The organism is Kribbella sp. NPDC051586 (genome assembly GCF_044453965.1).
Taxonomy (GTDB): Bacteria; Actinomycetota; Actinomycetes; order Propionibacteriales; family Kribbellaceae; genus Kribbella.
This window is the reverse complement of record NZ_JBITDF010000001.1, coordinates 1,899,328-1,913,279: the sequence shown is the minus strand read 5'-3', so window position 1 is coordinate 1,913,279 and position 13,952 is coordinate 1,899,328. Positions and strand designations below refer to the sequence as shown.

Below are 13,952 nucleotides of genomic sequence, written 5' to 3'. Positions count from 1 at the left end.
CGGGATACCGGCCCACGCAAAAGCCCGGGTCCCTCGGCGTTTCTTCCGGCTGCCTATGCTCGGTCCCATGGCGCACCCCGGGACGGCTCGTTCGGCGGCTTTCTTCGATCTGGACAAGACCATTCTGGCGCGCTCCAGCACCCTCGCGTTCTCGCGTCCGTTCTACGCCGGCGGGCTGATCAACCGCCGGACGGTACTGCGTAGCGCGTACGCCCAGTTCGTCTATCTGCTCGGCGGCGCCGACCACGACCAGATGGAGCGGATGCGCGAGTACATCTCCGCGATGTGCACCGGCTGGGACGTCGCGACGGTCAAGGCGATCGTCGCCGACACCCTCGACCACATCGTCCGGCCGATGATCCACTCCGAGGCCGTCGAGCTGATCGAGCAGCACCACGCGGCCGGCCGGGACGTGGTGATCGTGTCGTCGTCCGGCGCCGAGGTGGTCGAGCCGATCGGCGCGATGCTCGGCGCCGACAAGGTGATCGCCACCCGGATGATAGTTGCCGATGGCAAGTACACCGGCGAGATCGCCGAGTACGCGTACGGTCCGCACAAGGTGACCGCGATCGAGGCCCTGGCCGCAGCCGAGGGTTACGACCTCGCAACCTCCTACGGTTACTCGGATTCGATCACCGACGAGCCGCTGCTGGCCGCCGTCGGGCACCCCTTCGCGGTCAACCCGGACAAGGCGTTGCGGCGGGTCGCGGTCCAGCGCGGCTGGCCGGTTCTCGAGTTCGCGGAGCCGGCCGAGCGGCCGGGATTCCCTCGCGGACGACGCCCCGCCGTAGCCGCCGGCGTGGTCGCGGCCGTTGCCGCCGGCGCGCTGTTGCTGGCCTCCCGGCGGCGCTCCGGACGGCCCGAAAGCTGAAGATAGCTTCATTGTTCTCAACTCCATGAAGACACCGCTTCCCCTTCCCAGGAAGGGGTTTCAGGAGTACAAAGGAACCACAAAGGACTTTCGGGTCCGGTAGAGATTGCACGGCAACCAGGCACCCACGCGGCGACCAGCCCATCCCAAACGGGCAGCGCGACCCAGGCCAGTCCTGTGGCGGCAAACCGGTGCACGCATGGTAACCAGGATGTTGTGCCAGCGACGGCGTTCTCAATCTGAGAACGCCGTCCGCATGTGCGCTCAGGAAACCAGCGGGGACAGCTCGGCACCTTTTGTCACGACCTCGCAGGACCGCAGCAACCAATCACGAACACCGGTCAGTCCTCGCGCTGCGTAGTCGGTCAGCCCGCTCGCATACGACGCCCGCAACACATAGTGACCACCTTCCGGTACCGTGACCGCCACCGGATCGATGCCTCGGGCAACCAATAGGCACCGTTCGGCGGCCCGGGCCACGAGACCGTTGGCGCTCGGGAACGGCCGCAGGACGGCGAGCTCGGCATGCACGATCGCGGCCACCACCAGACCGGGCGCCTGGGTCGGGCGAGTCAGGTTCTGCGCCAGAGCGCTCAACCGCTCCCACATCTCGTCCGCACCGGGCGCCGGTGGCAGTCCGGCAATGTCGTCCGGCACCGGCTCACCGGCGGTCCGCAGGTGGCCGAGCTCCGCCTCCGGCCCCAGGTCCAAGGCAGCCAGCTGGTGCAGTCTGGTCCAGACCTGCACGGGTGCCTTGTCCAGCTGCGGCGCCAGCGCCATCAGCTCGCCGGTCATCCGGACCGCGCCGGAGGCCAGTCCGTCGGCCGCGCCACTGCGTACGTCGTCCGGTGTCGACGTACTGCCGGCCAGGGCGGCGGAGGCGTGGGCGCCGCGCAGCAGGGCCTCGGCGGTCAGGTCCGAACCGACCCGGCGCAGCCCCCGGTCCCGGAGCAGTACGTCGACCGCGTCCCGGGCCGCCCGCGCCGCCGACCCGACCCCCTCCAGCCCGGCCAACGGCTCGAACACATCAACACTCATGGCTGCAGCCTAGGATGACGTCGTATGGCGCTCGGCACCGTCCCCAAGTTCAGCATTGTGGTCCCCTGCCATGCCTCGCGGGCATGGTTGCGGCCCTGCTTGGACTCTGTGCTGAGCCAGTCGTTCACCGACTTCGAGGTGATCGGGGTGGACGACGCGGACCCGGACGGCTCCGGCCGGATCCTGGACGAGTACGCCGCCGCCGACCCACGGGTCCGGGCGCTGCACCTGGACGAGAACGTCGGACTCGGCCTGACCCGGAACGCCGGGCTGAAGGAGTGCCGCGGCGAGTACGTGCTGTTCCTGGACGCCGACGACGTCTGGATGCCCGGCTCGCTGGAGGCGATCGCGGCCCGGATCGACAACGCCCGGCAACCGGACATCGTGATGTTCGACTACGAGCGGATCTTCTGGGACGGCCGGGTGCTCGGCAGCCAGCGGGGCGACGCGTTCGCGCGGGAGGGCGCCGGGGTGTTCACCGCGGCCGAGCGGCCGATCTTCCTGACCTTCCTCGAGGTGGTCTGGAACAAGGCGTACCGGCGGGAGTTCCTCACCCGGCACGGGTTCGCGTTCACCTCCGGCTTCTACGAGGACGCGCCCTGGACGTACTCGACGATGCTGACCGCCGAGCGGATCGCCACCCTGGACCGGATCGTCGTGCACTACCGGCAGCACCGGACCGGCGGCAACATCCACGCCACCAGCGGCCGCCGGCAGTGGGACATCTTCGACCAGTACGACCGCGTCCACGCCTTCATCCAGTCCGACCCGGAGCTGGCCGGCTGGCGCCGGTTCGCGTTCGACCGGTCGCTGGACCACATCGTCGCCGTCCTCGCGAAGCCCGAGCGGATCGACACCGACGACCGGGCCGACTTCTTCCACGCGGCCCATGCGTTCGCCAAGCGCTGGAAGCCCGAGGGCTACACCACGGACCGGACCGCGCGCGGCTTCAAGCGCTGGCTGCTGATCCACGACGACTACGCGACCTACTCGACCCTCAAGCTCAGCGCCCGGATGCTGCACGTCCACAGCCCGCGCAAGACGGTCGGCAAGCTGCTCCGCCGCGGCAAGCTCGACCCGAACCTGGCCGCGTACACGGCGTACTGGTTCAAGCAGTACGCGTGCAACCCCCGGGCGATCTACGAGAAGGCCGCCGAACTGGCGCCGCACCTGCGCGGGGTCTGGGTCGTCGACAACGATCACCTGGGCGCCGTCCCGGAGGGCATCGAGTACGTCGTCGCGGACTCCCCGGCGTACGAGAAGCTGCTCAGCAAGGCGACGTACTTCGTCAGCAACATGAACTGGCCGAAGGAGCTGGACAAGCGCGAGGGCCAGATCCACCTGCAGACCCAGCACGGCACACCGTTGAAGACGATGGGCACCGACCTGCGCAACTTCCCGCAGGCCGCCAAGGGCCTCGACCTCGAGGAGCTGATGCGGCAGGTCGACCGCTGGGACTTCAACCTCTCCTCGAACCGCTACTCCTCGGAGATCTGGGAGCGCACCTACCCGGCGTACTTCGAGGAGCTCGAGTACGGCTACCCGCGCAACGACCGGCTGCTCACCGCGACCCTCGACGACGTCCGGGCGATCCGGGCCGGGCTGGGCTTCGACGACTCGCACCTGGTCATCCTGTACGCGCCGACCTTCCGTGACGGAGTCGACTCGGTCCGCCTGCCGACCGGTTTGAAGGACCTCGGCGGGACCGGCCTGCAGCTCGAGCCGGGCCGGCTGGCCGACGCGGCCGGCGAGCACGGCCGAGTGCTCGTGCGGACGCACTATTCGTTGTCCACGGCACCGGAATCGCACGACGGCAGGGTCCTCGACGTGTCCCGGCACCCGCGGGTCGAGGACCTGATGCTGGCGGCCGACGTACTGGTCTCGGACTACTCGTCGATCACCTTCGACTACGCGAACCTCGACCGGCCGATCATGCTGCACGTCGAGGACGAGGCTTTCTACACCGGCCGCCGCGGGACGTACTTCGACGTCGCCGAGTTCCCGCCCGGGGTGGTGGCACGGTCGGCCGACGAGTTGTTCGCCGCGTTGCGGAACGGCAGTTTCGCCTCGCCCGAGGCGGCCAAGCACCGGCATCTGTACCGGGAGAAGTTCTGCGAGTTCGACGACGGACAGGCGGCGGAGCGCGTCGTCCGGCGGGTGTTCCTCGGCCAGACCGACGTACCGGCGAGCGTGCCGTTGGCCGACCGGTCACCGGCGCCGTCGGCGTACTTCGTGCATAATGGCTGACATGTCGATCAGCCTGAAGCCTTCCCACGCCCTGCGCGTGAGCTTCAGCCTGCGACGACGACGCACTGTCTGAACACCCCAGCCTGTTCCAGTCGCGTCTCCCTCGAAGGACCTCTCATGTCCGCTGTTCTGCCTGTCCTTGCCACCAGACTGTCCGCTGCCGCCGAGGCCGCCTTCGGTACGTCGTACGACCCGGAGCTGAGGGCGGCGACCAAGCCCGAGTTCGGCCACTACCAGAGCAATCTGGCCCTGCGGATCGGCAATGCGCTCAAGCAGCCGCCGCGGGAGGTCGCCGCACGTCTCCTCGAGGACCTACACGTAAGCGACCTCTGCGAGCAGCCGTCCGTGGCCGGACCGGGGTTCATCAACCTGACGCTGTTGCCACAGACCTTGGCCAAGGCGGTCAACGAGCCAGAGACCTTTGCCCGCAACGGTCAGCGGGTCGTCGTCGACTACTCGCAGCCGAACGTCGCCAAGCAGATGCATGTCGGTCATCTGCGGTCCACGGTGATCGGCGACGCGCTGTGCAACGTACTGGCGTACGTCGGGTACGACGTGATCCGGCAGAACCACGTCGGCGACTGGGGTACGCAGTACGGGATGATGATCGAGCAGCTGCTCGAGGAGGGCCGGTCCGCGGAATCCCTTGATCTGGAGGGATTGCAGCAGCTGTACGAGCGGAGCCGGAAGCACTTCGATGCCGACGGCGCCTTCGCCGACAAGTCCAGACTGCGGGTCGTCGAGCTGCAGTCCGGCGATCCGGAGACGCTGGCGAGCTGGCAGCACATGGTCGACGTCTCGATGGACGACTTCGAGAAGGTGTACGCCCTGCTCGGCTCCGCACTCACCAGGAACGACGTTGTCGGTGAGAGCGCCTACAACGACGACCTGCCGCAGATCGTCGACGAGCTGGACCACGACGGCCTGCTGACCGAGTCGGACGGCGCCATGTGCGCCTTCCTGCCGGGCTTCCTGGGCCGCGACGGCAGTCCGCTACCGGTCATCGTTCGGAAGTCCGACGGTGGATTCGGCTACAGCGCAACGGATCTCGCCGCGGTCCGGCATCGGGTGAACGCCCTGCACGCCAATCGGATCGTGTACGTCGTCGACCACCGGCAGGCGCTGCACTTCGACATGATCTTCACCTTGGCGCGAACCGCCGGTTGGTTGCCGACGACAACACCCGCAGAGCACGTGTCGTTCGGCACCGTACTCGGGCCGAACGGAAAGCCCTTCAAAACAAGGGCAGGCGGCACGGTGAAGCTGGTCGAGCTGCTCAACAGCGCAGTCGCCCGGGCCGACTCCCTGCTGGAAGGCCGGGAGGGCGTCGACCGGGCCGCGACCGCACGTGCGGTCGGAATCGGCGCCGTCAAGTACGCCGATCTGTCGAGCGACCGGGGCAACGACTACGTGTTCGACCTGGACCGGATGGTCGCGATGACCGGCAACACCGGTCCGTACCTCCAGTACGCGCACGCCCGGCTCACCCGGCTCCTGTCGAAGGCCGACGCGTCAGCAGAGATCACCGAGCTCAAGGACCCGGCCGAGCAACGGCTGGCCCTGCTTCTGACCGGTTTCGCCGCCACCGTCGCCCAGGTCGCCGAGACGCTCCAGCCACACAGGCTCTGCACCTATCTGTACGACGTCGCGTCCGCTCTCTCGACCTTCTACGAGCAGTGCCCGGTTCTCGGCAGCGAAGGCGCGACCAGAGCAAGCCGGATCGCCCTCTGCACCGCAACCCGCAAGGTGTTGCAGGATGGACTCGGCCTGCTCGGTATCGAGGCCCCTGACGCGATGTGACCCACTGGAGGTACGGATGCTGCCGTGGTCGGCCGAACTCACCGGACGCTTGGACCAACTGACGTTCACGAGCGAACTGCTGCGGCGCAACCCGCTCGGCGATCCACATGAGCGTCCGGTGCTGGTCTACCTGCCACCGGGATACGACGACTCCGACGACCGCTACCCGTCCATCTACGTGACGATGGGGTACACCGGGCACGTCGGGATGTGGTTCAACCGGACGCCGTTCCGCCAGCCGTACCCGGAGTTGCTGGACGCGATGTTCACGGACGAGAGCGTGCCGCGGGCAGTAGTGGTGTTCGTCGACTCGTGGACGAAGTACGGCGGCAGCCAGTGCCTCGACTCGCCGGGCACCGGGCAGTACCAGTCGTACCTGTGCGACGAGATCGTGCCGTGGGTCGACGCGACGTACCGGACCATTCCCGACCGCGATCACCGCGCCATGACGGGCAAGTCGAGTGGTGGGTACACGGCGATGGTGATGCCGTTGCTGCGGCCGGACGTGTTCGGGGCGCTCGCTACCCACGCCGGTGACGCGCTCTTCGACGTCTGCTACCGCCCGGAGTTCCCGGAGCGCGCCCGGACGCTGCGGGACAAGTACGACGGCAGCTACGAGAAGTACTTCGAGGTGCTCGCAACCCGGACCGGCCGTACGACGAACGAGGACCTGCACCTGCTGGAGATGTACGGCTACGCGTCGGCGTACTCCGCTGAACCGGACGGTACCGTCCTGCTGCCGTTCGACGACCTGGGGTCGATCGTCCCGGAGGTCTGGGCACGCTGGCTGTCCCGCGACCCGGTCGAGATGGTCAAGGAGCCGCAGTACGCCGATGCGCTCCGCTCGCTGCGCGCGGTGTGGATCGACGCGGGCCGGCAGGACGAGTACTACCTCGACCTAGGCGCGACCGCGTTCCACCGGGCCGCGCGGCAGGCCGGTCTGCCGGACGCGAAGATCCACTTCGAGCTGTTCGAGGGCACCCATGGCGGCATCGAGTACCGCTATCCGATGGCAGTGCGCTGGCTGGCGGAACAACTCACCGCTTAATTGACGTGCCGTCACCCCATGTCCGTCGTACCTTCGTGCCATGAATTGGCCGGAGGGGATCCAGGCGCGCCCGATCGACAAGGGCGACGTCGAGGCGTGGGCGGAGCTGATGGCCGCCAAGGAGCAGGCCGACCAGGACGGCGAGAACTTCGGCGCCGAGGACCTGGCCGAGGAGCTGGAGCGACCGCACCTCGATCTGGCCAGGGACAGCATCGGCCTGTGGTCCGGCGACCGGATGGTCGGCTACGGCATCGCGCACGTCAAGACCGCTGTGGTGGACGTGGACCGGGTCAACTCCGAGGGCACCATCCACCCGGAGTGGCGGCGACAGGGCCTCGGCACGACGCTGATGCGCTGGCTGATCCGTCGCGCCGGCGAGCTGCACACCGCCACGCACCCGGACTCCCCCGGTCAGGTCGGCGTCGGCGCGAGCAGCACCAATACGGGCGCGGACCGGATGCTGCGCAACCTCGGGTTCGAGGAGGAGCGCTACTTCTTCGAAATGCGCCGACCGCTCGACCAGCCGATCCCGGCGGCGCCGGTGCCCGACGGACTGCAGCTCAGGTCGTACGACACGTCCTACGAGGAAGCGCTGCGGCAGGCGCACTTCGAGGCGTTCTCCGACCACTGGGGCTGGACACCGCCCACCACCGAGGCGTGGAGAGCCCGGAACGTCGGATCACGGACGTTCCGCGGCCGGCAGTCGTACTGCATCCTCGACGGCGACACCGTCGCGGCGTACGTCAACGGCTACGAGTGGGAGGCCGACACCGAGGCGACCGGGATCCGCGAGCTGTACGTCGGCCAGGTCGGCACCCGTCGGGCCTACCGCGGCCGCGGACTGGCCCGTGCGGCGCTGGCGAAGGTGCTCGCCAAGGCCGCACAGGCCGGGTACCAGCGGGTCTCGCTCGGCGTGGACGCCGACAACCCGACCGGAGCCCTCGGCCTGTACGAGGGCCTCGGCTTCGTCACTCACAAGAAGTTCATCAGCTACCAACTGCCGCTGGGTTGATGGTCGGGGGTTGTCCACAGGCGCGCTGATTCCCGTTTGGGCGGGAACTTCGGTGAGTGTCAGACTCGATGGCGTGAGTGACGAGGAAATCCTGCGATTGTTACCGATCACGGCTGCTGTCGTGGCGGTGCGCGACGATCGCGCTGACGAACACCTGGCCCGCCTGGGCGCGTACGACGAGCACGACCAGGCGCAGGTGGACCGTTGCGTGCAGGCGTTCCTCACCGGCCTGGTCCGGACCACCTGGGAGCGCGGCTGGGCGCCCGCCGACGTCGTGCAGCACGGCCGCCGCATTCTGGACCCTGGCGTCGAGCCGTTGCTGCTGGCCGCGATCGCTGCGGAGCACGTGGGCTACCGAGCCACCACCATCGACCCCCGCTGGCTCGACCAGCTGACCGACCTTGGTGTGCCGCAGCCCTTCACGGCGCTGAGCCTGACCGCGTGGGCAGCCGGTGCGCGCGTCGGCCGCTACCTCACCTTGCACCACGCCCTGTCGCTGGCCGGCTTCCTCCAGACGCTGCCGGTCCTGGCCCGGATTTTTCCCCTGCCAGGCACGCCGGTCCGCCGCGACCAGCCCGTCGTCCCGGCGAACGGGAAGATGCTGGCGCGGATCCGCGGCCTGCTGGCCAAGGCGGAGGCGACCGAGTTCCCGGACGAGGCCGAGGCGCTGTCCGGCAAGGCGCAGGAGTTGATGGCGAAGTTCTCGCTCGACAGTGCGCTGCTGGAGGCCGAGGTCGAGATCCCGGACGATTCCGCGGCCCGGCGTCTGTGGGTCGAGACGCCGTACGTTTCGGCCAAGGCGCAGCTGGTCGGGGCGGTCGCCGCGGCGAACCGGTGCCGGACGGTCGTGATCGACGACCTCGCTGTGGTCACCGTGGTCGGCGCCGAGGTCGATCTGCAGCACACCGAGCTCCTCAGCACCTCCCTGCTGGTGCAGGCGAACCGGGCGATGCTTGCCGCCGGCAAGCACATCGGCCATCGCGGCGAGTCCAGGACGCGCTCGTTCCGGCAGTCGTTCCTGATGGCCTATGCGCAACGCATCGGCGAGCGGTTGGAGCAGACGACAGCCGCGACCCAGGCCGCCGTACCGCAAGCCGATGCGGGTCGGCTGCTGCCGGTGCTGGCCAAGCGGGAGGAGCAGGTGGACGCCCTGTTCGCGCAACTCTTCCCGAACACGACGACCCGGCGGACACGCATCACCAACGGCGCCGGCTGGCACGCGGGGCTGACGGCCGCCGACCAGGCCCAGCTCGACGCCCGCCGGCAGGTCCGCCGGTGAGGATCGAGGAGACCGGAATCCCCGGCGTACTGCGGATCGGGCTGGAGGTGAAGCCCAACGCCGACGGCTGGTTCAAGGAGAACTTCCACCGCGAGAAGCTGGCCGAGCTCGGGATGGACGTCGTCCAGCACAACGTCGCGTACTTCGCCGACGCCGGGATCGTCCGCGGCATCCATGCCGAGCCGTGGGACAAGTACCTGTCGCCGTCGTCGGGGCGGGTGTTCGCGGCGATCGTCGACCTGCGGGAGACCGAGGCCTTCGGCCGGGTGGAGACGTTCGAGCTGGGTCCGTCGGACGCGCTCTACGTGCCGCGTGACGTCGGGAACTCGTTCTGCACGTTGACGCCGCACACGACGTACAACTTCCTGGTGAACGAGCACTGGTCGCCGGAGCGGGTAGCGGTGGATCTGTTCGACCCGGAGCTGGCGATCGAGTGGCCGGTCCCGGAGCTCAACTACACCGAGCGGGACGCCGCTAATCCTTCGCTGGCGCAGCTGAGGCAGCAGCGGGCCTGAGTCCACAGAGCACGATGTCGAGCAGGCGGTTGGCCTGCTCGGGCTCGATGTCGCGGCCCATGTTGATGCCGCCGACCAGCCGCATCACGTCCGCCAGCTCGAGCTCCGCCCGCACCTCGCCGGCCGCCTTCGCCTTGTCCAGCAGGAGCTTCCCGGCCTCCTGCACGTTCACCTTGCAGACCTGGAAGAACGGCGAATCTTTGCCTAGGGCAACCGTGAGCTCGCTGGCCAGAGTGCCCTTGGACAGGCCGTACCCGAGGAAGCTGCGCAACCACGCCGACAGCGCGTCGAACGGCTCCAGCTCCCGGTCGAAGTCGTACGCGCGGTCACAGACGGACTGGATCTCCTCGACGTAGACCGCCTCGAGCAGCGCTGTCCGGCTCGGGAACCGGCGGTACAGCGTGCCGATGCCGACGCCGGCGCGGCGGGCGATCTCCTCCAGTGAGGTGTCGGTGCCGTGCTCGGCGAAGGTCTCCCGGGCGGCCGTCACCAGGCGGTCGTAGTTCCGGGCCGCGTCCGCACGGGTCGGCCGCGTACACGGCAGCGGTTGCGGTGCCATCCACCCTCCTCACGGTCCGTGACGAATCCACGCCTCAAAGTTCAGCCACAATATCGCTTGCAAAAGCGGAGGCTGCCTCCGTATCGTATCCGGAGGAGCGCTCCGCTTTCCTCTCACAACTGTAGCCCCTCCGGGGTAAGGAGCAATATGTCGGCAACAGCCGCGGCGCCGGCCGGCGCCAGTCCCGGCACGCCCGCTCGGCGGCCGGGGGTAGTCCTCGCAGTCATCCTGGTCACGCAGTTGATGGTGATCCTCGACGGCACCGTGGTGAACATCGCGATGCCGCACATCCAGCGAGCCCTGCACTTCAGCCCGTCCAGCCTGTCGTGGGTGCAGAACGCCTACGCGCTCGCGTTCGGCGGTCTGCTGCTGCTCGGCGCCCGCGCCGGTGACCTGCTCGGCCGCCGCCGGGTCTTCATCACCGGTATCAGTGTCTTCACCCTCGCCTCGCTGCTCGGCGGCCTCGCGCCGAACGCCGACCTCCTGCTCGCCGCCCGCGTACTGCAGGGCATCGGTGGCGCCATCGCCGCTCCGGCCGCGTTGACGCTGCTCATGCTCACGTACCGCGAAGGCCCGGAGCGGATGAAGGCGCTCGGCTACTACAGCCTGGTGTCGTCCGGTGGCGGCAGTGTCGGCCTGGTTCTCGGCGGCATGCTGACGGAGTGGGCGTCCTGGCGCTGGGGCCTGTTCGTGAACGTCCCGATCGGTATCGCGCTGGTGTTCGCCGCGCGACGGGTGCTGACCGAGACCGCGCCGGAAACCGGCCGGTTCGACGTGGCCGGTGCGCTCACGTCGACACTCGGCATCACCTCACTCGTCTACGGCTTCATCCGGGTCGCCGAGGCGGGCTGGACGTCGGCCGAAGTACTCGCGGCCTTCGCGGCCGGTGTGGTGCTGCTGGTCTCGTTCGTGCTGATCGAGCGGCGGGTCAGCCACCCGATCGTGCCGCTGCGGCTGTTCAAGTCCGCGGCCCGGTCGACGTCGTACCTGACCATGCTGCTCGTCGTCGGGACCATGTTCGGGATGTTCTTCTTCCTGACCCAGTACCTGCAGGGCGTGCTCATGCTGAGCCCGCTGGCTGCCGGCCTGGCCTTCCTGCCGATGACCGGTCTGCTGTTCACGGCGTCGCGCGTCGTACCACGGCTGGTCGCCCGGATCGACGGCGCGAAGCTGATGCTGACCGGATCGACGCTGGTCGCACTGGGCACGGTGTGGCTGACTCGGTTGGACGCGAGCAGCACCTACCTGCACGACGTGGTCGGTCCGCTGCTGCTGTTCGGCGGGGGCGCCGGGATGATCTTCATCCCGCTGGTAGGCCGCGCGATCTCCGGTGTCGCACCGCAGGACTCGGGCGCCGCGTCCGGCATGCTGAACGTGGTCCAGCAGGTCGGCGGCGCACTCGGCCTCGGCATCCTGGTCACCATCTTCGGTACGGCGAGCCGCAACTCGACCTCGGTCGTTCCGCGCGAGGTCCTGGTCGACGGCGTCCACGCGGCCTTCGTCGGTTCACTGGTGTACGCGGTACTGAGCCTGACGATGATCGTGATCAGCGTGCGTCCGTGGAACTGGTTCCGCACCGAGCCGGAACCGGTCGAGAGCCTGCCTCAGATGGAGGCGGCACCGTCCACGACCAGCACCTGACCGTTGATGTTGGTGTTCTCCAGCAGGAGCATGCGGACGACCGGGAGCACGTCCTCCGGCTCGGTCAGCTGACCGGTCGGCGTACGGCGGACGATCTGGTCGAGTTGGGTCTGGCCGAGGACGGCTGACATCTCCGATGCGAAGAACCCCGGCGCGACGGAGTTGGCGAGGATGCGGCCACCGAGCTCACGAGCCAGTGAGCGGGTGGCCGCGTCCATTCCGCCCTTGGTGGCCGAGTAGGCGACCAGGCCGGGATAGCCGCGTTGCGCGCAGATCGAGGTGATGTTGACGATCCGGCCCTTCAGCCCCTTGGCGAGCATCCGGCGCAGGACGAAGCGGGTCAGGATCAACGGCGAGGTCAGATTGGTCCGGATGATCTCGGCCAGGTGCTCGGCCGAGGTGTGGACGTGCAACGAGTCCTGGCCGATCGCCGCATTGTTGACCAAGGCATCGATCGGCCCGAGAACCGCCTCGACCTCCTTGACGAAGGCCTGAGCGGCTTCGGCGTCGTTGACGTCGACCGAGCCGTGGTGCAGGTGGTCCGGGTACTTCTCGCCGAGCGCCGCCAGCTCGGGCGTGACGGTCCGCGCGAACGCGGCCACCTTGAGCCCGGCTCCGAGCAGGTCGGTGACGATCGCCAGGCCGAGGCCGCGGGAGCCGCCCGACACCAGCACGACCGAGGCCGGGGGGACACTTACTTCAGACATCACTCTTCAGGGTTTCCTTCTGCGGGATCTCGTCGAGGAACTTGATCCTCCGGGGTACGCCGTAGTCGGGCAGCCGGTTCGAACACCACTGCACCAGGTCGGCGTCCGTGATCGGGCCGAGCGCGCGGTTCGGGACGACCTCGGCGGCCACCATCCGGCCGACCAGCGGCGCCTTGCGCGCGAACACCCGCGCCCACGAGACGCCCGGATGGCCCATCAGCACGTTGCGGACGACACCGGCCGAGACCTTGGATCCGCCGACGTTGATCTCGTCGCTGTCCAGGCGGCCGGTGATCAGCACGCGGTCGTCGTCGTACTCGACCCGGTCGCCGGTGTGGACCGCGCCGACGAGACCCGCGCCGTGGTGCGGCGAGCGGATCACCAGCTCGTCGCCCTCGACGGTCAGCATCGGACGCTCAGGATCGGGCTCGCGGTCCAGCCAGGACCTGGGGAAGCCCGCCCTGCCGTCGTGCACCACGATCGACGCGCCGACCTCGGAAGACGCGTAGATCCAGGAGATCCGGGCCTTCGGGAAGATCTCTCGCAACTGGTCGAGGATCGCCTGGTCGACCGGCTCGCCGCCTAGCGTGAGCTGCTCCAGCGGCACCCGGCCGAGCGCGTCGGCGTCGCGGTAGATGGCCTGCCGCCAGAAGGTCGGCGTACCCGATGCGGCGGTGACGCCGTGCTCGGTGGCGATCGCCGGCCAGTCCTCCAACTCGCTCGGCTCGATGACGACCAGGCCCTGGTCGGCGTGGGTCAGCGAGAGCGTGACGACCTGCCACCACGCGTACGTCCCCGGCGAGTACGGCAGCAGCCAGGTGCGCGGCGGTTGGTCGCCGGTGACCGTGGTCAGCGACTCGAGGGTGTGGCCGATGCGCTTCGGGCGGCCGGTGGAGCCCGAGGTGAGCAGCCACGCGCGGCCGGACTCCTCGACCCGCTTCAGTTTCGCCGGGGTCACTGCCCCATCGGGCAGGACGACGGCGAACCCGGATTCGCCCAGCTCCTCGCGCATCCGCTGGTCCACACGGGACTCGGTGGCGACCAGCAGCTCGGTGCCGTGGACCGCGTGATGACGAAGCGCCGCGAGGGCGTCGGCGCCGCTGTCGACCAGGACAGCCGCGGGCGACGGCAGCTGCGGCAGTTTGTGCAGCGTCCGCCAGGTCAGGCGCTTGCCCGCGACGACGACGGTGTTGTCGTCACCGATCAGAGCGGTGGTCCTGCGGCGGCTGGTCACG

At 68.8% G+C, this 13,952-nt stretch carries 12 protein-coding genes; 8 read left to right on the top strand and 4 right to left on the bottom strand.

Annotated elements, in window-relative coordinates:
• The first annotated feature begins 55 nt into the window (after window positions 1–55).
• Window positions 56–871, top strand: coding sequence for an HAD family hydrolase (locus tag ACIA58_RS09550; RefSeq protein ID WP_396403124.1), 816 nt, complete (start codon window positions 56–58; stop codon window positions 869–871).
• Between the two features lie 264 nt (window positions 872–1,135).
• Here ACIA58_RS09550 and ACIA58_RS09545 read toward each other — a convergent pair whose 3' ends face one another.
• Entirely contained in the window at window positions 1,136–1,909 is a 774-nt protein-coding gene (locus ACIA58_RS09545; RefSeq protein ID WP_396403123.1) for a cell filamentation protein Fic, read from the bottom strand.
• Between the two features lie 24 nt (window positions 1,910–1,933).
• On the opposite strand from ACIA58_RS09545, the gene ACIA58_RS09540 reads away from it, so the two are divergent.
• The 6 genes from ACIA58_RS09540 (at window position 1,934) to ACIA58_RS09515 (ending at window position 9,810) form a co-directional block, all read left to right on the top strand.
• Window positions 1,934–4,156, top strand: coding sequence for a CDP-glycerol glycerophosphotransferase family protein (locus tag ACIA58_RS09540; protein ID WP_396403122.1), 2,223 nt, complete (start codon window positions 1,934–1,936; stop codon window positions 4,154–4,156).
• Between the two features lie 129 nt (window positions 4,157–4,285).
• The gene (argS, locus tag ACIA58_RS09535; protein ID WP_396403332.1) at window positions 4,286–5,956 is read left to right on the top strand and encodes an arginine--tRNA ligase; all 1,671 of its coding nucleotides are present in this window, start codon (window positions 4,286–4,288) and stop codon (window positions 5,954–5,956) included.
• Window positions 5,957–5,972: 16 nt separating this feature from the next.
• The gene (locus tag ACIA58_RS09530; RefSeq protein ID WP_396403121.1) at window positions 5,973–7,004 is read left to right on the top strand and encodes an alpha/beta hydrolase-fold protein; all 1,032 of its coding nucleotides are present in this window, start codon (window positions 5,973–5,975) and stop codon (window positions 7,002–7,004) included.
• Between the two features lie 40 nt (window positions 7,005–7,044).
• A complete protein-coding gene (locus ACIA58_RS09525) occupies window positions 7,045–8,016 on the top strand; it encodes a GNAT family N-acetyltransferase (protein WP_396403120.1) in 972 nt (323 codons plus the stop codon).
• 73 nt (window positions 8,017–8,089) lie between these two features.
• Window positions 8,090–9,295, top strand: coding sequence for a DUF2786 domain-containing protein (locus tag ACIA58_RS09520; protein WP_396403119.1), 1,206 nt, complete (start codon window positions 8,090–8,092; stop codon window positions 9,293–9,295).
• On the top strand, window positions 9,292–9,810 hold the full coding sequence (locus tag ACIA58_RS09515; RefSeq protein WP_396403118.1) for a dTDP-4-dehydrorhamnose 3,5-epimerase family protein: 519 nt from the start codon (window positions 9,292–9,294) through the stop codon (window positions 9,808–9,810). Before ACIA58_RS09520 ends, ACIA58_RS09515 begins: the two co-directional genes overlap by 4 nt.
• Here the strand turns inward: ACIA58_RS09515 and ACIA58_RS09510 are convergent.
• Entirely contained in the window at window positions 9,770–10,369 is a 600-nt protein-coding gene (locus tag ACIA58_RS09510) for a TetR/AcrR family transcriptional regulator (RefSeq protein WP_396403117.1), read from the bottom strand. The two genes, ACIA58_RS09515 and ACIA58_RS09510, sit on opposite strands and share 41 nt — an antisense overlap.
• Window positions 10,370–10,516: 147 nt before the next feature.
• Here ACIA58_RS09510 and ACIA58_RS09505 point away from each other — a divergent pair, with 147 nt between their 5' ends.
• A complete protein-coding gene (locus ACIA58_RS09505; protein WP_396403116.1) occupies window positions 10,517–12,010 on the top strand; it encodes an MFS transporter in 1,494 nt (497 codons plus the stop codon).
• Here ACIA58_RS09505 and ACIA58_RS09500 read toward each other — a convergent pair.
• Window positions 11,974–12,717 carry an SDR family NAD(P)-dependent oxidoreductase gene (locus tag ACIA58_RS09500; RefSeq protein WP_396403115.1) on the bottom strand — a complete coding sequence of 248 codons (744 nt, stop codon included), beginning with the start codon at window positions 12,715–12,717 and terminating at the stop codon, window positions 11,974–11,976. The two genes, ACIA58_RS09505 and ACIA58_RS09500, sit on opposite strands and share 37 nt — an antisense overlap.
• Window positions 12,710–13,951, bottom strand: coding sequence for an AMP-binding protein (locus ACIA58_RS09495; RefSeq protein WP_396403114.1), 1,242 nt, complete (start codon window positions 13,949–13,951; stop codon window positions 12,710–12,712). Before ACIA58_RS09495 ends, ACIA58_RS09500 begins: the two co-directional genes overlap by 8 nt.
• Window position 13,952 lies beyond the last annotated feature (1 nt).